Here is a 19,101-nt window from a genome sequence, read left to right as displayed (position 1 = left end):
TCCCGGTCAGGTTCCCCTTCCCCTGCCCGGCGCTGCGCGGTATCACGCCCATATGCTGAAAACCCGGATCATCCCCTGCCTTGATGTCGCCAACGGACGCGTTGTCAAAGGTGTGAATTTCGTCGGTCTGCGCGATGCGGGTGACCCCGTCGACGCGGCCATCGCCTATAACGCGGCTGGCGCGGACGAGCTTTGCTTTCTCGACATCATGGCCACCGAAGAAAATCGCGGCACCATGTTCGAACTTGCCACCCGCACAGCCGAGGCGTGCTTTATGCCGCTGACCATCGGCGGCGGCGTACGCACGCACCACGACGTGCGCGCCCTGCTGCTGGCGGGGGCGGACAAGGTCAGCTTTAACTCTGCCGCCGTCGCCAACCCCGATGTCGTGACAGAGGCCGCGCTGCGCTTTGGCAGCCAGTGCATCGTCGTCGCCATCGACGCCAAAACCGTGGCCCCCGGTCGGTGGGAAATCTTCACCCATGGCGGGCGCCGCGCGACAGGCATCGATGCTGTGGAATTTGCCCGCACCGTGGTGGAAAAAGGCGCAGGTGAAATCCTGCTGACCGCAATGGACAACGACGGCGTTAAGACCGGCTATAACATCCCCCTGACCCGCGCCGTCAGCGATGCGGTCAACGTCCCCGTCATCGCCTCTGGCGGGGCCGGCACGCTGGATCACCTTGTCGAAGGCGTCACCGAAGGCCACGCCAGCGCCGTGCTGGCCGCGTCGATCTTTCACTTCGGCACCTACACAATACCGCAGGCCAAACAGCATATGGCCGACGCGGGCATCCCCATGAGGCTGTCATGACCCTTGATGATCTGGCCGCAACGATTGCCGCTCGCAAAGGCGCTGACCCGGATACCAGCTGGACCGCAAAACTGCTGGCCAAAGGCCCCGCGAAATGCGCTGAAAAATTCGGTGAAGAATCAATCGAGGCCATCATCGAGGCCGTGCGCGGCGACAAAGCGGCGCTGACGTCAGAGGCGGCAGATACCCTCTATCACCTGCTCGTCATGCTGACCGCCTGCGACGTGCCCCTGTCCGACGTGATGGATGAACTCGCCCGCCGCCAAGGCACCTCCGGCATCGCTGAAAAAGCGGCCCGCCAGCCCTAAAAGCCGTCCCTTTCTTCTCGCCTCAAATATTCCGGGGTCCGGGGCTGGCCCGGGTCAACACTTCCGCCTGCGGCGCCCTAAAGTGGCCCCTTCTTCTGGTCATAAATACCTCGGAGGTCTGGAGGCAGAGCCTCCAGCTGGCCCGGCACGGGCCACCGCGTCAAATGACGCACCTTACAGCTTTGACGAAATCACGCCCGTATTGAATCCGCCCATCCGCAGCTCGCCGAAAAGCCGCTGATATTCGATCTTCGGGCAGCGGTCTTGCACCACCGTGACACCGCGCGCAGTTGCGACCGCCGCTGCCGCGTCATGATGCACCCCAAGCTGTAGCCAGATCACATCCAACTGCGGCCAGCGGGCCAGCGCCTCGTCCACGATACCGGGCACCGCGTCGGACCTGCGAAAAACATCGACCATATCCACGTCCCCCGGCACCTCGGCCAAGCTGCCGTAAACCCGCTCGCCCAGCAATTCCTGCCCTGCAAGTCCCGGATTGACCGGTACAATCGTAAAGCCCTTCAGCTTAAGATAGCGCGCTACGAAATAGCTGGGGCGGACCGGATTGGCGGACACCCCCAATATGGCGATCCGCTTGACGCGGGTCAGAATGGATTTCAGCTCTGCATCTATCATAGCGCCATCATCAGGGCAAAAAAACGCCCGGGTCAAGCCCGGGCGTAAAGGTGTGGAACGAGGGACAGTCAAAGGCGCGGATCGGTTCCAGTGATCCGCTCTGACCCCATACATGGGGGCAAAATCAGCCGCCCCAAGTCCCGCTCGCCAAAGTGTGAACTGCGGGCTTAGACGCCCTTGCTGGCATAAAGCGCCACAGCGGCCGCGTTGGACACGTTCAGCGAACCAAAACCGCCCGCCGCACCAATCCGCACCACGGCATCGCAGGTCTCCATGCTTTTTTCGCGCAGGCCGGGGCCTTCAGCGCCCATGACCAGCGCCACGGGGCGGTCATGCTTGCCAACAAGCGCCTCGCCAATCGTCTGCTCGGCCTCGCCGTCCAGACCCAGCACGATATAGCCCATGTCCTGCAATTGGGTCATCGCATCCGCCAAATTGCGCACCCGCAGATAAGGCTGCCGTTCCAGCGCGCCAGAGGCGGTCTTGGCCAGTGCGCCTGTCTCGGGCGCAGCATGGCGCTGCACGGCGACAACGGCGCGCGCGCCGAACACTTCGGCAGAGCGCAGAATCGCGCCGACGTTATGCGGATCGGTCACCCGGTCCAAAAGCACGATGCGTGGCGGCTGTGGGCCGTCACCCAGCGCGATATCCTGCAAGCTGCCCCAATCCAGCGGCTTAACCTCCATCGCGGCCCCTTGGTGGACGGACTGCGGGTCAATGGGGGCGGCGAATTTGCGCGGATCGCTGATCTCTGGCTCGATCCCCGCCTCGGCCACGGCGTCGGCCAACTTATCCAGCGCATTGCGCGTCACGACCAGACGCAGCTTTTCCCGCTTGGGGTTCAGCAACGCATCGCGCACAGCATGCAGGCCAAACAGCCAGATCGTCTCTGCTGAGGCCAGCCGCTTGGCCTGTTCTTTTTCGATCACCCACTTCGGCTTTTGCATCTTCACGCTCCTGACTGTTGGCCCCCCGATACAGGGAATCGCAGCGAGTGTGAAGCAACCGCACAAAGGTGCTTTTTTGCGGTTGACGGCCCCATGGGGCAAGGTTATCTCGACCGCAAGTGGGCGACAGGCCGCAAGGTGTGGCAGGAGACTGTAACTCTCTCGCGGAGACGCACGCCTGGTTCGATTCCAGGGTCGCCCACCATTTCACCGCGAGACAGTCTTGATCGAAGCATACGATTTTCCTATGGAAAATGATGCTTCGTTATTTCACGACATCAAACACATCGCTGCGCTGATCGATTTGTCGATCAACAGCTGGCATGCCCCTTTTGACAGAAAAAAAGGGCTGCATGACACAGCCCCTTGATCGTTACTCTGCCGGCGCATCCTGCGGCTTGTTGACGTTCAAGCCGCGCATCAACAGCCGGGACACCCTGCTGCGCCCGCCGTCGATCACTGAAAACAGCGACGGGATGAAAATGAGCGATAGCAGCGTCGACAGCAGCAAGCCGCCAATCACCGCAACCGCCATCGGAGAGCGGAATTCACCCCCAGCCCCAAAGGCGAGTGCTGATGGCACCATGCCTGCGGCCATCGCGATGGTGGTCATGACAATCGGCCGTGCTCGTTTGTGACCTGCATCCATCATGCCTTCGGTCCGGGTTGCCCCTGCCTTCATCGCCTCTAGCGCGAATTCGACCAGCATGATCGCGTTTTTGGTGACGATTCCCATCAGCATCAAGAAGCCGATGATCACCGACAGGCCAATCGCCGATCCGGTCAGATACAGCGCCAGAATCGCCCCGCCGATGGCCAAGGGGAGTGACATCAGGATGGTAAATGGCGTCACAAAGCTGCCGAACAGCAGCACCAGCACAACATAGACCAGCATCACGCCCGCCCCCATCGCCGTGCCGAAGGATGCAAAGACTTCGCCCTGCACCTCGGCGTCGCCGGTGGGCTGCACACGCACGCCAGTCGGCAGATCGAACCCCGCGGCGGGCAGCGCAAAGATGCTGCCTGTCGCCTGACCCAGCACCGCGCCGTCAGCGAGGTCGGCCTGCAGGGTGATCCGTGTTTCACGGTCATAGCGTTCGATAGACGACGGGCCATTGGCCAGCGTCACGTCCGCGACAACCGACAACGGCACGGGCGCGCCTGCCTGCGTGGGGATACGCTGGCTGGTCAGCAGTTCCAGATTGCGGCGGCTATCTTCGGCGATGCGCACAACGATGGGGATTTGACGCCCATCAATGCTGAACTTCGCCAGATTCGCATCCGTATCACCGATCGTCAGCACCCGAATGGTCGAGGCGAGGTCGGACGCGGTAATGCCCAGCTCTGCCGCGATTTGCGGACGCGGGGTGATGCGCAGTTCTGGCCGTTCCAGACTGGCGGCATTGGTGATGTTTTTGATGGTCGCGACGCCGGACATCTGGCTGGCCAAATCCTGCGCGGCCTGTGTGACCGTTTCCAAATCATCGCCCAGCACGGCGACGTTCACGGCCCTTTCACCATTTGCCGCCAGCATGTTGATTCGTGCATCGGGAATATCGGCAAGGCGGGCGACCAGATCGTCCTCGATATCGAACTGACTGCGTTCGCGCGTGTCTTTCGCCCCGAGTGTGACCGTCACATTGGCCTTGGCCACATTGCCACCCGCGCCGCCCTGTACCAGCACATTTTGCACTTCTGCGATGTCCTGGGCACGGCTCGCGATTTCGTTGGTGATCGTGCGGGTTTCGGCCAACGTCCCGCCCGGTGGCAGCTCTACACTGACTTGCAAACGGCCCTCGTCTGCCTCTGGGATAAACTCGGACGGCAGCAGGGTCGCGGAATAGATAGAGCCCGCGAAAATCCCAAGGCCAAGGATCATCGTGATCAGGCGATGATGCAGCGTCCACGTCAGCAGGCGCATATAGCCGCGCATGATAAAGCCGTCTTTTTCCGCGACGTGGTTCGGCGCATCCTTTAGGATATAGGCCGCCATCATCGGCGTGATCAGGCGCGCGACAAGCAGGGAAAACAGCACTGCAACCGCGACGGTCAGGCCGAACTGTTTGAAATACTGCCCCGCGATGCCAGACATAAAGCTGACGGGCGCAAAGACGGCGACGATGGTAAAGCTGATCGCGATGACGGTCAGGCCGATCTCTCCGGCGGCTTCTTCGGTCGCCTCATAGGCGGGTTTGCCCATGTGGATATGGCGGACGATATTCTCGATCTCGACAATCGCGTCGTCCACCAAAATGCCTGTCACCAGCGTGATCCCTAGCAATGACACGGTGTTGAGCGAGAAGCCCAGCATCTGCATGACAAAGAACGTCGGGATGATCGACAGCGGCAAGGCCACGGCGGTGATCAGGGTGGCGCGCCAGTTTTTCAGGAACAGGAACACCACGATGATCGCCAGCGCGGCACCCTCGTAAAGGGTTTCCATCGCCGAATGATAGTTGCCGGCAGTGTATTCGGTAGCATCGTCAATCAGCGTGATTTCAACGCCGGGATAGGCGGCGCGCACCTCGTCCAGACGTTCGATCACGCGCTCTGCCACGGACAGATCCGACGCACCCGTTGCACGGAACACGCCAAAGGCCACGACGGGCTGCCCGTCGAGGGTCGCAAAGCTGCGCGCCTCTGACGGGCCGTCGATGACTTCGCCCACGTCAGACAGGCGGATCGTACGGCCATCCGCCAGCGACAACGGCGTGGCGGCAAGTTGTTCAATGGTGTCCGCCCCGCCAAGGGCGCGGATGGAAAATTCCTGCCCGCCGATATCGCCGCGGCCACCGCCAAGGTCGATATTGGTCGCCGACAATTGACGGCTGATTGAAGCGGCAGAGATACCAAAGGCGAGCAATCGCTGGGGATCAAGCTCTACCTTGATCTCTCGGTCGGCGCCGCCAAGGCGGGTGATTTTACCAAGTCCGGTGACGCCCTGCAGTTCGCGGTTCAAGACCTCGTCCACGAAATAGGACAGGTCTTCGATGCTGCGGCTGGGGTCAGCGACGGCATAGGTCATGATCGCCTGCCCGGTCACATCCAGCCGCTGCACCAGCGGCTCTGATATGCTGTCGGGAAGTTCAGCCCGCACGCGCGTCACGGCGTCTTTGACGTCATTAAGCGCGCGGTCGCTGTCAGTCGACAGTTCGAATTCGACGGTGGTCACGCTGCTGCTGTCCGTCGCGACAGAGGTGATATGTTTGACGCCCGTGATCGCAGAAATGCTGTCTTCAATCGGTTTGGTGACCTGAGAAATCAGTTCTGACGGGGCGGCACCGGCCTGCCCGACGCTGACGTTGATGATTGGCACGTCGATATTGGGAAATTGCGTGACCGGCAGGCTGCGAAACGCGAACAGGCCGACGATGACCAAGACCAGAAAGGCGGCGATCGACGGTACTGGGTTCCGGATCGCCCAGGTGGACATATTCATTCGGAAACCTCTGCGCTGTTGGTTGCGGGCGGCGCATCTTCGGCCAGCGGGGCAACGGGCGTCACCTTATCCCCGGTCCGAAAGAACGCACCGGCGCGCAGCAGCACGCTGTCGCCCTCCACCAAGCCTTGCGTGATTTCGCGCAGACCGGCTGACACAACGCCAAGCGACACGCTGGTTTGTTCAACCGTGTTGTCGACGACCTTTTGCACGACACTGTCGCCGCCCGTTGTGGTGACAGCGGACACGGGCACGGTCAGCGCCAAACGCTGCGCCGTCTGGATGGCAGCGCTGGCAAAGATACCCGCACGCAGACCGGATTGATCGTCGACGGACACGCGCACAGTGCCAAGCCGGCTGACCGGGTCGACCTGCGGGCTGATGCGGCGCACGATACCGCTGCGCGGCGGCAGGCCTGCGACCTGCACGCTGGCGGCGTTGCCGACACTGATCTTAACCAAATCGGTTTCGACAATCTGAAACTCAGCCTCGATCACACCGTCGCGGATCATATCGAACATCGCAGTGCCAGCGGACGACAAATCCCCCAAACGCGCAGAGCGGTCTGCGATGATGCCGTCCACAGGTGCGGTCACCGTGGCCCAAGACAGATTGAGCGCCGCGATATCGCGGGCTGCCATCGCTTGCGCCATTTGCGCATTGCCTGCCGCAATTGCAGCCTGCGCTGTCTGAATAGTTGCATTCGCGCTGTCGGCGGTGGCCTGCGCCTGATCCAACGCGGACTGCGATACCGCGCCATCCCGGCGCAACTGCGTGTTGCGCTCCAATGCCGTTGTCGCCTGCTTGGCCGTCGCATTGGCCGAGGCAAGCTGCCCTTCGCCCTGCGCAATCGTCGCCTGCGCGGCGGCAAGGTTGGCATCGGCTTGCGCCAGTTGCGCGGTCAGGGTCTGATCGTTCAGCCGGGCCAAAATATCGCCCTGTTTGACTGTATCGCCAACATCGGCCAGCAACTCGACGATTTCCGTGCCGGACACGCGGGCCGAGACGACAACGTCTTCACGCGCCAGCAGATTGCCCGATGCGCTGACGATCTGCGTCACCTGCGTTTGCTGGACGGGTACGACAGTGACCGACGGCGGCGCGACGCTGGCCGCGGTATCCTGCGGGGCCGCGGCGGTGTCTTGCGCCATCGCGGGCAGGCCTGTCAGGCAAAGTGCCGCCACCATCGCAAGGCACGTCCCCGCTGGGCGCAGGGACAACAGCGGCAGTTGGACAGCGTTATTTTTCATCGCGAGAGGCCCTTTAATACGTCAAGGGCCAGTCAGCACTGCCATCGGCAATGCAAAGGATCGCGCCCAGATTGAATTTCTTGTGTCAATGATCTGACGGCAGCGCGGCGCTAAAGCAAGTGCGCAGAATATCACAGCCGCGCACGGGCGATGGATTTATGCGCAGAAGGCTATTGTTTAAGCGCGGCCATTCGCAACGACACCATCAGCCCCGGCGCGTGATCCGTTAGGGTCAACGTGGCATCGTGCAGGTCTGCAATCACCTCGACAAGGCTAAGCCCCAGACCGCTGCCCGGCGTGGCGCGGCTGCGGTCAAGACGGTAGAGGCGCTGCAAAACGCGGCTCCGCTCGTCTTGGGGAATACCGGGGCCTTTGTCGGCGACGGTCAGGATCACATCGCCGCCCTGCCGGTGCAGACCAATGGTGATCGGCGTGCCAGCGGGGGTGTGGCGCAGGGCGTTTTCGATCAGGTTAGCAAGGATCTGCCCCAGCAAATCCCGATCGCCCAACACCATTGCTTGCGGCGCGGTGACATCAAGGATCAAATCGCGGCCGTCTTCGGTCGCGGCGGGATCGTAAAGCTCTGCAAAGGTGGCGACCAAGGCTGTCAGATCGACAGGGGCAAAGCGCGACTTGGGCGTGCCTGCCTCGATCTGGGCGATCTGCAGTAAGGCGTGAAAGACGGACACGACGCCCGCGACCTCTGCCTGCGCAAGGTCGACAAGGGCCGCCGCGTCATCCGGCAGCGGCAGGCCGGACAGATCGTCCAGATGCACGGAAATGCGCTGGATCGGGGTTTTCAGATCATGGGCCACGTCCGACGACACCTGCCGCAGCGCATCCACTGAGGTTTCTTGCGCCGCCGCCATCCGGTCAATGCGCGTGCCGATGCGGCGAAAATCGTCGGACCATTGCGCCGTGGGCTGCACGCGGGCTGCCAAATCGCCGCTGGTCAGCTGGTCCAGCGTGCGCCCCAGCGCATTCACCTGCCGCGCAGACCGCCGCGCCATCACCAGCCCGGCCCCCAGCGCGATCACAAGCGTCGGTAGCAGGGACAGCAGCACAATGTTGCGGAACACCGTCCAAAGCTGGTCAATCTCGGCCCGGCTGCGCGCGATGCTGAGCTGGCCCCCATAAAGCCGCGTGGTCAGCGCCAGATATTCGCCGCCGATGCGCGTGCCTTCGCCGTCCAGCGTCGTCAGGAAATAACCGTCTTGATCCTGCGCCAGCACGCCGTTGCCATAGTGCCGCCCGCGCGGGGAAACATAGGACAACACAATGCGCGCAGGATCGCTGACCCGCGCCTCTGCCGCGACCAATGCGGCCAGCGCGGTGGCCGATGGCGCGGCGCGAAAGCCTGCAACGTCCTGTTGCAAGTCGCTGCGCATGGTGGCATCCAGCGATTTCCGGCTGGCGGTATAGCTGGCGGTTAGGCTGGCGATACTAATCAGCGCAAAGACAGCAACCAGCCCCAAGGCCAGCCGCACGGGGCTGGCACGCAGCAGCGCGATGAGGCGGTGCAAGAAGGTCTTCATCCCTCGATCCGGTAGCCAGAGCCGCGCACGGTTTTGATCAGGTCCACATCAAACGGCTTGTCCACTTTGGCTCGCAGGCGGCTGATGTGGGTTTCGACGACATTGGTTTGCGGATCGAATGAAATGCCCCAGACGTTTTCCAGCAACATGGTGCGGGTCTGGATGCGGCCCTTGCGGCGCAGCAGGTGTTCAAGGATCGCAAATTCACGCGGCAGCAGATCAATCTTTTGCCCCGCGCGGGTGACGTCACGGGTGACAAGGTCCATCACCAGATCGCCAGCGGTCAGCGTCACGTCCTGCGCCAGCGCACGCGGGCGGCGGCCAAGGGCGTTGATCCGGGCTGACAGTTCGCCAAAGGCAAAGGGTTTAACCAGATAATCGTCCGCCCCCGCGTTCAGCCCGCCAATGCGGTCATCTACTGATCCCATCGCAGTCAGCATCAGAACCGGCGTGCGGTTTCCCGCGCCGCGCAAGGATTTCACGAGCGTCAGGCCGTCGATTTCCGGCAGCATCCGGTCGATGATCATCACGTCATGCTCTGCGCTTGTGGCCTGCACCAAGCCGTCGCGGCCATTTTCCACCAGGTCGACCGTATGCCCCTCTTCGCGCAGACCGCGCGTGATGTATTGGCCAGTCGTCCGGTCGTCTTCGACCACGAGTATCTTCATCGTGTTTCCATGCGTCATGCCTGATCCTTTGACAGATGGGGCGTGCGCGCCCGCTTGGCAAGAAAAAGGCCCCGCGCGTCCCAAGGCAGGAACGGCGGGGCCAAGGCTCAGCTGGTGCATCAACCAGAGCCAAGGACAGCAGCCCGGTGCATCGGGCCGTGCCTATAGGGTCGCCTTAGGCGGCTTTTTTCGCCAGATCGCCGACGGTCACGTCAATCGACATCTCGCGCCCTTGGCGCCAGACCGTCGCGACGGTGTCGGTGCCGGGGGTCACGTCAGCCACAGCGCGGGTCAGATCGCCGATATCCGCGATGTCTTTGCCCGCGAAGGTCAGAATGATATCGCCGTTCTTCAGGCCAGATTTTGCGGCGGGGCTGTCTGCAGAGACGTCTTCAATCACGGCCCCTTTGGGACTGTCATAGCCCAGCACAGAGGCGATTTCCTCTGTCATTGGCTTAATCTGAACGCCCAGCCAGCCACGCGCGATGGTGCCGTCATCTTGCAGATCGGCGACGACTTTTTGCACCAGATCAGATGGCACGGCGAACCCGATGCCCACAGACCCGCCGCCGGGGCTGAAAATCATCGTGTTCACGCCGATAACTTCACCATCCGCGTTGAACAGCGGACCGCCAGAGTTGCCCTTGTTGATCGCGGCATCGGTCTGGATGTAGTCGTCATAGGGGCCAGAGTGGATGTCGCGGGACACGGCGGACACGATGCCAGAGGTCACGGTGCCGCCAAGGCCAAAGGGATTACCGATGGCCAGCGCTTCGTCACCCGGGCGCACGGTATTGCTGTCGCCCCAAGGCACGATTGGCAGGTCAGCGCCGGTGTCGATCTTGATCAGCGCGATATCGGTCAAGGGGTCCACGCCGATCACTTCGGCATCGTATTCCTTATCGTCGCTCAGCGTGACCTTGACCGTCTGGGCACCGTCAACAACGTGGTTGTTGGTGACGATATAGCCGTCCTTGGACACGATAAAACCGGACCCCAGCGCGTGCATCGGCTCTGCCTGGCCGCCTTGCGGAGTCTGGAACATGGGGCCAAAGCGGCGCTCTAGCTCTTCACGGGGAAAGCCGGGCGGCAAGGCGTCGGCCAGCGACTGCGCGTCCTGCGCCTTTTCCGTCACTTCGATAAAGACCACGGCGGGGGACAGGGTTTCGACCAGATCCCCATAGCCGCCAGCGGGAACAGCCAGCGCGGCGGTCGGGGCGAGAGTCATGGCGGTGGAGCCGGCCAAAGCGGCAAACATCGTCAGCGCGGCAGCAGAGCGGCGGATCGAGGGGGTCATGGGCAGCATCCTTTGGTTGCGTCTTGATGAACCTTAGATGCACCCCTGCCCTGACGATTGCCTGACGCGCGCTATACAGATTTGTAAGGTTTGGATTGGCAGTGCGTTGGGCATCTGCCCCGCTGCGGGCGGGCACTGATTTTGAGTATTTTTGGCAAGATGAATGCCAAAGGCGCTATTATGCGACGCCGGGGATTGCGACGCGGCGGGCGCTATCTTGGAAATGATGCATCGACATGGGCCAGACGGTGCCGGGCCAGCGGACTTCCATCTCGCGTAGCCTTGGGCGGTAGACGGTGGTGTAAAGCGTGCCGAAGCCTTGCGCGAAGGCGGTGGAGTAGAGCGGCGGTTTCAGGAAGGCGTCGATGAACACATCCTGCGGGTCGCGGTGCAGGGTCAGGCGGTGCAGCAAGAACCGTTCGCGTTCGACCGTGGCGGTAAAGCGGGCGTGGCTGACCCATTCGACCTGTTCTTGGTGGTTGGTCGCGACGGCGTTGCGGGTCAGCAGCGTCTTGCGGTCCGGGCCCATCATCGCCGTCAGATAGTTGCGGTGCTCGTCCAGCACCGTGACGTTGTAGGACATATGGGTCGGGATACGCATCAGCACCTCGCCCGCCTCTTCTGTGGTGGTGCAGGTTTGCAAGATATAGCGCAGGATCAGCGGCACGCCGAACCCCTGCCCCACGATGCGCCGACCACCAAAGGTCAGCGAGATCGCCAGTCCCGCGTCGTTGATCCCGTCGACAAGGCCCCAAAGCCCGTCGCTGATGCCCATGACGCGGCGGCCGTTCCAATTGGTGTTCAGGATCAGGCTGTCAAAGGCGTTCGGGTTGTAGTCGTAGTTGCGCACCAGCACAGGTTCTGTGCCGGGCCAGATCGCTTGACTGCACCCGCTCAAATAGGGTGGCGGGTTGTAAAAGGACAAGAAACGGGCGGCCATATCGCCGCCGCCAGCCAATTCGCACAGGGAATCGTAAAGTGGCACCAGCTCTGGCATGTTGGATGCCAAAGCGCGGTGGCATTCCAGATAAGTCGGGCGCGCGCTTTCGCCGTCCCGCAACCACCACTTGCGGTAGGCAGGCCAGTATTCGGCGAACAGCCCGGCCCACCGGGGACCGGGCTGTTCTTCTGATAGCGCGCGCCAGAGCATTTACATGATCTTGAAGGCAGGTTCTGCCAGCGCGGGCCCTGCGGAGGCGACGGGAAGCGGCTTGCCCGAGACGCACTTCTTAATGCCGTGGATCCACTTGGCGGCGCGGTCGTTCAACTGGAACGACTTCGTCATGGACCGTCCGCGCGTCACAAGGATGCCGATGTCGGCACCTTCATAGCGGTAATCGCCGGGCTGCAGGATGCGCAGAAAGAACGCCTCGTTTTCCGATTCCACCGCGCGGCGGTGATAGTCGAAGCGGTCATAAACAACGCGGCCGTCTTCCAGCATTTTGTAGATGCCAGTCTCAGGCGCCTCGGTGCAGATATCGACCGTATCAGCCGTGTGCTTGATCACCATCTGCGACCAGCTGTCGATCATGTCTGGGTTCGCCCAGCGGTTGTTCAGCTCGTCCACGTCCAGCTGGAACTTTTTGCGGCTGAATTCCAGCAGGTGGAACAGGAACAGCGGCGCGTCGGCATGCGCAAACGCGGCGTGGTTCGTCATGGACGAACAGCCGGTGATGCGTGGGTTCAATTCGCCCAGCCACAGATCGCCCGTCTTTTTGTCGATCAGGAAGTCGAGTTCGAAGTAGCCCCGATAGCCTTCTTTGCGCAGCTGTTCGCCGAACTTAAAGGTCATGTCGCGCGCTTGCTGACGCACCTTGGGCGGAAAGGCTGTGGCAAGAATTTCGTTACCACACCAGCCGCCGCGATACGGCGTCAGGTCTTTGAAACCGACAAGTTCCGTCATCAACGGGCCAACGATCGTGCCTTGGGACGTGGCGCAAGCCTCGATCGCAGAGCCACGGCAGTCGATCCGTTTCATGATCTTGATCTCGCCCTCGCCGACGATCTCATGCTCGTGGCGGCGGAAATCCTCTTCGGATTTGATAAAGAACGTGGTGTGCCCGCTATCGCCAAAGGCCGATTGCAGAACCAGATCGTGACCGATCCCGGCCTTTTCGGTGATCCGGCGCAGCTCTTCGTAGGATTTGACCTCTGCCAGCGTGTTCGGCACGGACGGGACGCCCGCCTTGTTGCCGATACGCACAGTTTCGATCTTGTTATCCAGCGATTGACGCAGCTTGGCCTTGGGGAACCAGACGTCGGCGCCCAGTTCCTTGGACAGGCGTTCGGTTTCCTCGTCGAACATCAGGAACACAAACTTGGGCTTGCCACCGCGGCGCTTAATGAAGTCGATGACCTCTTTGTGCTGCAGCAGATAGTTGTTGATGTCCTCGATGGACTGGAATTCTGCGTGGGGCTGTTCGGACGGGCAGAACACGTTGGGGTGCTTGCCACCGTAACAGTCGATGTAGCAGATATACTTGAAGTTTTTCACCCACTCATCAAGGCCGAGCAGGTTAAAGTTGGTCGCAGAGATAAAGTAGACGGGCTCTTCGTTGCGGTGAAAGAACCGGCGAATTTCGGAGATATTCTTGAGAACTGTCGTGGTCATGAATCGTCCTTTGTTATTCTGCGGCGGTTTTATTTGATGTTAGCTTCTTCGCTGCTGTCAGTCGTTTTTGCGGCGTTTGGGCTGCCAAGGCTTCGGGTGTGAAGACGCGCAGGCCAAGGTCGGCGCGGTAGCCGTGGATCTCGTTCACGTCCAAAGCGCGCATGAAGGCGAGGATTTCAGACGAAATCACCTGCCCCGGCACGAGGATCGGAAAGCCGGGTGGGTAAGGAATGATGAAACTGGCGCTGACGACCTCTTCGCCCGCGTCTAGGGCGTGCTGAAGCGATCCGTCTAGGTCCATGTAATCGCAGTTGTTTTCGTCGTAAGCCATGTAATAGGCCGTGCGAATATCGCCCTCTGACGTGACATTGTCGGCGCGAAAAGCATCGTGGAAGCGGCTGAAATCGGGCAGCGGCGGATACTTTTCCGTCAGGTTGGCGACGCGGCGCTCAAAGCCAAGACGCTCCATCTTTGACGCGTCATCCAGCAGGTCATCCAGCCCGCGGGCAATTTCGACCAGCACTTCGATCAGGTAAGCGACGCTGGACCGCGTGGTGCCGATGTTCGTCATGAACAGCACCGAATTGCGCGAGGTTTTGTTGATCTGGATGCCGTATTTATCCATCAAGATCTGCGTCTTAAAGGTATCGCCATCCCAGCCCGTGCCGCCAACGCCCAGCGTCACGCGAGTGGCATCAAGGACGAATTCGTCGTCCTCCCACGCCTCTAGCATGTCGATCCAACCGCGGTCGGGATCGTAATAGCTCTCGGTCCCGCTTTCGCGGTATTCGGACGGGATCATTTCCGCCAGGCTGAGCACCTTAAAGTATTTCTTAAGCAGCGGATGCGTAGATATGGCGCGGCGCATCGACATGGCCGCCTCTAGCTGGCGCTGCACAAATTCGAACCCTTCAAGTTCGACTTGGCGGCGGCCCACATCAAGGGAGGCGATGATTTGATAATTTGGCGATGTTGACGTATGCGTCATATAGGCTTCGTGGAAGGCCTGTTCGACCTCGCCTTTGAAGTCCTGATCGTTGACGTGGATCATTGATCCCTGCCGCAGCGATGTCAGCGTTTTATGCGTCGATTGCGTGGCATAGACGCGGATGCGTGCCGTTGGCGGGGCGATCAACCGGGTATTCAGGATGGTTTCGGTGTCGGCCCCTTTGAGCATTTCCTGCTGCGCGGCATAGGCCTCGGCGTGCTCTTCGGTCTTAAACCGCGCGCGCATTTTATTAGCGGTCCGCATCGCGGTACGCTTGCGATAAGTCGGGTTAAAACGGGCAAAGGCGAACCATGCCTCGTCCCACAGGAAAATCAGGTCGGGCTTGATGGCCAGACACTCTTCCATCACGCGGTCGACGTTATAGACGATGCCGTCAAAGGTGCAGTTCGTCAGCAGCAGCATCCGCACGCGGTCCAGCTTGCCAGCGGCCTTAAGGTCCAGCAGCTGCTGCTTCATCTCGCGCAGCGGCACAGCGCCATACATGGAATATTCGTTCAGCGGATAGCTATCGAGGTAGCAAACCTGCGCGCCCGCCAGCACCATGCCGTAATGATGCGACTTGTGGCAGTCGCGGTCGACCAGAACGATATCTCCTGGTCGAACAAGGGCTTGCACGACGATCTTATTACAGGTCGAGGTGCCGTTGGTCGCGAAAAACGTCTGCTTGGACCCAAACGCGCGGGACGCCAGTTCCTGCGCCTCTTTGATCGGGCCGTGCGGTTCCAGCAGGGAATCCAGCCCGCCCGATGTGGCAGAAGTTTCGGCGAGGAAGATATTCGGCCCGTAAAACGCGCCCATATCCTGAATCCAATGGCTGCGCGTAATCGACTTGCCGCGTGAAATCGGCATGGCGTGAAAGACGCCTGTCGGCTGCTTGGAATAGTTAACCAAAGCCGTAAAGAACGGCGTTTTATAGCGCGACTGCACACCGCGCAGGATGTTCAGGTGCAGTTCCATGAAGTCTTCTTGGTTATAGAAAACACGGCGGCAGATGCCGAGTTCGGTGCCGGCAATATCCTCGACCGACCGTTCCGTCACCAAATAGGCGTCCAGTTCTGGCCGCACGTCATCGATCAGGCGGCACAGGGCGGGGCCATAATCCTTGGTTTGCAGGTCGTTCAGCTTGTCGGTGCCAGCAACGCCTTCAAGAAAACGCGCCAGAATGGGGTGGTCGGACTTGGACCGCAGGGTCACGCCGGGGCGCACGACGATGGCTTGAATGTTGTGGTTAAACAGCACCGCGATCAGCGCATCCTCGACCGATGGGACAACCAAAGCCTCGTAAATAAACGGATCTTCGGCGCGGCGCATGGCGTGGACATTGGCCTTGAGCCAGTGTTCCTGCGCGTCGGACACCTCGTCCACGATCAGCACCTCGAAATAGGGCTTGGTCATGGCGCGCACTTCGGGGGACAGCAGCGCCTCGTCGTCGTGCTCTTCGCGGTCGTCGCTGTCGTGGTCCAGCGGAATGTGGCGGCGGCGGTATGCGCCGGTGGTCAGGGCGCGGGCGACGCGGTGGACGCTGTAGGACAGTTCGGTAAAGCTGTTATGCTCGAACTGGCGGCGCATGTGGTCGAACACCTGCATGCCGGGGAAAGCCCAATAGGCCTCGATCTCGGCCAAGCCATCGAACAGTTCAGAGGCTTGGCTGCGCAGCGTCGGGTCGATCTTTGCTGGTGCCTCGCGGGCCAGTTGCGCTGTGACTTCTCGCAATTCGCTCCAACGGTCGGCACGCAACTGGGTCGCAGAATAATAGTCGGTCACGGAATGCATTACGGTCGGTCCTCGGTATTGTTACGCGGGACGCCGATTGGGCGGACTGGTCCGGTGAAACCCGGGCCAGTCGCCAAGGTGGCGTTAGATAACGTCAGTGTGGGGGACGATTGGCGGGACTGCAACAGTGCCCGTCGGAGTTTTATATTCGATCTCCATCTCGGCCTCTCCTGGCACGTCGACCATCAGACCGGCGCGTGTGCCCTGATGTGGAATTGCCAATGGTCCCAAGGTATTAAGGAAGCTGTCTACGCCGCTGGTGCGATCATAGACAGAGAAATCGACGTCCCGGTCACGGAAGGATTTCAGGACTTGCCCCAGACCCTTCATGCCAGTTTCGCGCTGGCGGCGAACCATATCCAGATCGATTTCAATCGGGAACATGTCCTCTTGACCTTGGCTTTGGTGCAGCACCATGGACGTCGGATCGACGACGCACGACCGCCCGATGCCGCCCGATCCCAGACCGTTTACGTCGATGACGTAGCACTGGAATTGCGCCGCCGTGGCGCGCGCGATGGCCAGTTCGGCGTCGCGGTCGGTGGTTCCGGTCAGCACGGGGTGCAACAGCACCTCGACCCCTTGGGCGGTCAGCTGGCGGGTCGTTTCGGGGAACCACATGTCATAGCAAATCGACAGGCCAAACCGGCCCACATCCGGCACGTCAAAGACGCAAAATTCGGTGCCTGCGGCGATGCCAGCCTCGTAGGGGCGGAATGGGAACATCTTGGCGTAGCGTTTGACGATATTGCCGTCGGGGTCGATCACAAAGGATGTGTTCAGAATGCGCCCGTCCGCGTGGCGGATGAACATCGAGCCGGGGATCAGCCAGACCTTGTGCTTGCGCGCGGCTTCGCAAAACCGATCAAGGGTTTCGTTCTGCGGCTCTTGCGCGAACTTATCCAGCGGGCCGAATGGCGCGAGTTCCGAAAACAGCACCATTTGGGTCCAAGGAAAGCGTAGCATCAGCACATCAAGGCGCTGGATCATGCCATCCACGTTGGAATGAAGCGGGTTCACGTACATCTGAACACCGGCGATTGCGAAGGGAGTCATTTCTATTTCTTCCTGAGGGCCGGGAAAATCCGGGAGGCCGTATGTCTAACAGGTCGCGTACGAAAAAGGAACGGCGTCCCCTGCAAGGCAAATTTGGTGGCAAAAAATGGCGAACCGACAGGTCCGCCATTTCATTGTTTTTTAGCTATTTAGGCCTGCTGCTGCTCGGCCACGGCAGCGGTCAGGGCGGCCTCAAAGATCGCGAGACCTTCGTCTATCACCGCATCAGACGCCGTCAGCGGCACCATGATCCGCAGGGCGTTGCTATGCAGGCCGCAGGACAGAAGGATCAGGCCACGCTGCAAGGCGTGCGCCACAACGCGCTTTGTCAGGTCGGCATCGGGTGCAGCAGTCGAGAAGTCGGTCACGAATTCAACGGCAACCATGCCGCCAAGGCCGCGGATGTCCCACAGACGGAAGGGCGCGGCGCGGGCACCGATTTCGGCAAAGCGCGCCTTGAAGTGCTCGCCGATTTCGGTCGAGCGCTCTAGCAGGCCTTCCTCTTCGATGACGTCAATCGCGGCCAGCGCTGCGGCGCAGGCGACAGGGTTGCCGCCGTAGGTGCCGCCAAGCCCGCCGGGGATCATCGCGTCCATCACATCGGCGCGGCCAATGACGCCAGCGATCGGATAGCCGCCCGCCATGGATTTCGCGACGGTGATCAGGTCAGGCACGACGCCAGAGTGTTCAATCGCAAACCATTTGCCAGTCCGGCCAAAGCCCGCCTGAATCTCGTCCGCGATCAACATGATACCGTGCTTATCGCACAGGGCGCGCAAGGCTTGCATCATTTCGAACGGAACAGGGGTATAGCCCCCCTCGCCCAGCACAGGCTCGATAATGATCGCGGCGATGCGTTCTGGCTGCGCGTCGGTCAGCATCAGGTTGCTCAGCGCGGTCAGGGCGTCCTGCACCGAAATACCATCGCGGGCGTTCGGAAACGGTGCGCGGTAGATGTCAGACGGGAACGGGCCGACGTCTTTTTTGTAGGGGCTGATCTTGCCGGTCAGGCCCAGCGTCAGCAGGGTGCGGCCATGATAGCTGCCAGTGAAAGCGATGACGCCGGGGCGGCCCGTGGCGGCGCGGGCGATCTTGACCGCGTTCTCCACGGCTTCAGCGCCAGTTGTGACCAGCAGCGTCTTTTTCGGGTGATCGCCGGGGGCCAGCGCGTTCAGGCGTTCGGCCAGCGCAACATAGGGTTCATACTGCACGACCTGAAAAGAAGTGTGCGTATACAGGTCTTCTTGCGCCTTTGCGGCGGCAACAACGCGCGGGTGGCGGTGGCCGGTGTTCAGCACAGCAATACCGCCGACAAAGTCGATAAAGCGGTTACCCTCGACGTCCCACAGCTCTGCGTTTTCGGCGTAGCTGGCAAAGATCGGCGTGGCAGAGGCAACGCCGCGGGGCACGGCCTGCGTACGGCGGCGCAGAAGGGCGGCGTTCGACTGCTGTTCAATGGGCAGATCAGGCACGACAGTCAAGGGGGTGCGCGGTGCCTCGGCTGCAGCGGTCGCAGGTTTGATCTTGGTCTTAGATGTCTTGCTTTTCTGGGTCATGCGCGCGGTCCTTTGCGGGCCAAAGAGTGTATAATAAATCATTGCCTCGTGTTTAATATAATTGTCAAACGGAGTTTTCGTTCCATTTTGCGTCACCTTTTGTCGCGCAACGACCTTTCGTTGATTTCGCTTGAAACTTTGCCGCGCAACGCCCCTTAATATTTCCTGCACCCGGCACACGCACGGGCGGCAACCGAAAGGG

14 protein-coding genes and 1 tRNA gene are annotated in these 19,101 nt (G+C 61.0%); 3 read left to right on the top strand and 12 right to left on the bottom strand.

Annotated elements, in window-relative coordinates; genetic code table 11:
- Positions 1-52 precede the first annotated feature (52 nt).
- On the top strand, positions 53-814 hold the full coding sequence (gene hisF / locus KBW81_RS04920; RefSeq protein ID WP_254248542.1) for an imidazole glycerol phosphate synthase subunit HisF: 762 nt from the start codon (positions 53-55) through the stop codon (positions 812-814).
- Positions 811-1,122: a phosphoribosyl-ATP diphosphatase gene (locus tag KBW81_RS04915; protein WP_090184485.1), complete on the top strand. Its 312-nt coding sequence runs from the start codon at positions 811-813 to the stop codon at positions 1,120-1,122. Before hisF ends, KBW81_RS04915 begins: the two co-directional genes overlap by 4 nt.
- A 174-nt stretch (positions 1,123-1,296) precedes the next feature.
- Here the strand turns inward: KBW81_RS04915 and KBW81_RS04910 are convergent, their stop codons facing one another.
- Together KBW81_RS04910 and rlmB are read right to left on the bottom strand one after the other, a co-directional pair.
- Complete coding sequence (locus tag KBW81_RS04910; RefSeq protein WP_254248541.1) at positions 1,297-1,758, bottom strand: CoA-binding protein; 462 nt, start codon at positions 1,756-1,758, stop codon at positions 1,297-1,299.
- Between the two features lie 167 nt (positions 1,759-1,925).
- Positions 1,926-2,705 (bottom strand): 23S rRNA (guanosine(2251)-2'-O)-methyltransferase RlmB, encoded by a 780-nt coding sequence (gene rlmB, locus KBW81_RS04905; RefSeq protein ID WP_254248540.1) that lies wholly within the window; start codon positions 2,703-2,705, stop codon positions 1,926-1,928.
- A gap of 121 nt (positions 2,706-2,826) precedes the next feature.
- On the opposite strand from rlmB, the gene KBW81_RS04900 reads away from it, so the two are divergent.
- Positions 2,827-2,910, top strand: a tRNA-Tyr gene (locus KBW81_RS04900).
- 168 nt (positions 2,911-3,078) lie between these two features.
- On the opposite strand, the gene KBW81_RS04895 is transcribed toward KBW81_RS04900, so the two are convergent.
- The 10 genes from KBW81_RS04895 to gabT all read right to left on the bottom strand — a co-directional run bounded on the left by KBW81_RS04895 (position 3,079) and on the right by gabT (position 18,899).
- A complete protein-coding gene (locus KBW81_RS04895) occupies positions 3,079-6,144 on the bottom strand; it encodes an efflux RND transporter permease subunit (RefSeq protein ID WP_254248539.1) in 3,066 nt (1,021 codons plus the stop codon).
- Entirely contained in the window at positions 6,141-7,394 is a 1,254-nt protein-coding gene (locus tag KBW81_RS04890) for an efflux RND transporter periplasmic adaptor subunit (protein WP_254248538.1), read from the bottom strand. Before KBW81_RS04890 ends, KBW81_RS04895 begins: the two co-directional genes overlap by 4 nt.
- A 170-nt stretch (positions 7,395-7,564) precedes the next feature.
- Positions 7,565-8,929 carry a sensor histidine kinase gene (locus KBW81_RS04885; protein WP_254248537.1) on the bottom strand — a complete coding sequence of 455 codons (1,365 nt, stop codon included), beginning with the start codon at positions 8,927-8,929 and terminating at the stop codon, positions 7,565-7,567.
- Positions 8,926-9,597: a response regulator gene (locus KBW81_RS04880; protein ID WP_090184644.1), complete on the bottom strand. Its 672-nt coding sequence runs from the start codon at positions 9,595-9,597 to the stop codon at positions 8,926-8,928. The genes KBW81_RS04885 and KBW81_RS04880 overlap by 4 nt, the downstream gene beginning before the upstream one ends.
- 175 nt (positions 9,598-9,772) lie before the next feature.
- Entirely contained in the window at positions 9,773-10,903 is a 1,131-nt protein-coding gene (locus KBW81_RS04875; RefSeq protein ID WP_411914378.1) for a Do family serine endopeptidase, read from the bottom strand.
- Positions 10,904-11,072: 169 nt separating this feature from the next.
- Complete coding sequence (locus tag KBW81_RS04870) at positions 11,073-12,044, bottom strand: C45 family autoproteolytic acyltransferase/hydolase (protein ID WP_090184501.1); 972 nt, start codon at positions 12,042-12,044, stop codon at positions 11,073-11,075.
- On the bottom strand, positions 12,045-13,505 hold the full coding sequence (locus KBW81_RS04865; RefSeq protein WP_254248535.1) for a biotin carboxylase: 1,461 nt from the start codon (positions 13,503-13,505) through the stop codon (positions 12,045-12,047).
- Between the two features lie 13 nt (positions 13,506-13,518).
- Positions 13,519-16,287 carry an aminotransferase class I/II-fold pyridoxal phosphate-dependent enzyme gene (locus KBW81_RS04860; RefSeq protein WP_090184509.1) on the bottom strand — a complete coding sequence of 923 codons (2,769 nt, stop codon included), beginning with the start codon at positions 16,285-16,287 and terminating at the stop codon, positions 13,519-13,521.
- Between the two features lie 84 nt (positions 16,288-16,371).
- A complete protein-coding gene (locus KBW81_RS04855; protein ID WP_090184512.1) occupies positions 16,372-17,343 on the bottom strand; it encodes a carbon-nitrogen hydrolase family protein in 972 nt (323 codons plus the stop codon).
- Positions 17,344-17,492: 149 nt separating this feature from the next.
- Positions 17,493-18,899: a 4-aminobutyrate--2-oxoglutarate transaminase gene (gabT, locus tag KBW81_RS04850; RefSeq protein ID WP_254248534.1), complete on the bottom strand. Its 1,407-nt coding sequence runs from the start codon at positions 18,897-18,899 to the stop codon at positions 17,493-17,495.
- Between the last annotated feature and the right edge of the window lie 202 nt (positions 18,900-19,101).

It is taken from the genome of Loktanella salsilacus (genome assembly GCF_024206795.1).
Lineage (GTDB): Bacteria > Pseudomonadota > Alphaproteobacteria > Rhodobacterales > Rhodobacteraceae > Loktanella > Loktanella salsilacus.
Note: the sequence above shows the minus strand (reverse complement) of the source record. Positions and strands in the feature narration are given on the sequence as shown.

What these genes read in the sequence shown, in the direction of transcription:
- KBW81_RS04855 (WP_090184512.1), bottom strand. Translation starts at nt 17,343, where the DNA reads ATGACTCCCTTCGCAATCGCCGGTGTTCAGATGTACGTGAACCCGCTT.
- KBW81_RS04860 (WP_090184509.1), bottom strand. Translation starts at nt 16,287, where the DNA reads ATGCATTCCGTGACCGACTATTATTCTGCGACCCAGTTGCGTGCCGAC.
- KBW81_RS04885 (WP_254248537.1), bottom strand. Translation starts at nt 8,929, where the DNA reads ATGAAGACCTTCTTGCACCGCCTCATCGCGCTGCTGCGTGCCAGCCCC.
- KBW81_RS04870 (WP_090184501.1), bottom strand. Translation starts at nt 12,044, where the DNA reads ATGCTCTGGCGCGCGCTATCAGAAGAACAGCCCGGTCCCCGGTGGGCC.
- KBW81_RS04890 (WP_254248538.1), bottom strand. Translation starts at nt 7,394, where the DNA reads ATGAAAAATAACGCTGTCCAACTGCCGCTGTTGTCCCTGCGCCCAGCG.
- KBW81_RS04875 (WP_411914378.1), bottom strand. Translation starts at nt 10,903, where the DNA reads ATGCTGCCCATGACCCCCTCGATCCGCCGCTCTGCTGCCGCGCTGACG.
- KBW81_RS04865 (WP_254248535.1), bottom strand. Translation starts at nt 13,505, where the DNA reads ATGACCACGACAGTTCTCAAGAATATCTCCGAAATTCGCCGGTTCTTT.
- rlmB (WP_254248540.1), bottom strand. Translation starts at nt 2,705, where the DNA reads ATGCAAAAGCCGAAGTGGGTGATCGAAAAAGAACAGGCCAAGCGGCTG.
- KBW81_RS04910 (WP_254248541.1), bottom strand. Translation starts at nt 1,758, where the DNA reads ATGATAGATGCAGAGCTGAAATCCATTCTGACCCGCGTCAAGCGGATC.
- KBW81_RS04880 (WP_090184644.1), bottom strand. Translation starts at nt 9,597, where the DNA reads ATGAAGATACTCGTGGTCGAAGACGACCGGACGACTGGCCAATACATC.
- hisF (WP_254248542.1), top strand. Translation starts at nt 53, where the DNA reads ATGCTGAAAACCCGGATCATCCCCTGCCTTGATGTCGCCAACGGACGC.
- KBW81_RS04895 (WP_254248539.1), bottom strand. Translation starts at nt 6,144, where the DNA reads ATGAATATGTCCACCTGGGCGATCCGGAACCCAGTACCGTCGATCGCC.
- KBW81_RS04915 (WP_090184485.1), top strand. Translation starts at nt 811, where the DNA reads ATGACCCTTGATGATCTGGCCGCAACGATTGCCGCTCGCAAAGGCGCT.
- gabT (WP_254248534.1), bottom strand. Translation starts at nt 18,899, where the DNA reads ATGACCCAGAAAAGCAAGACATCTAAGACCAAGATCAAACCTGCGACC.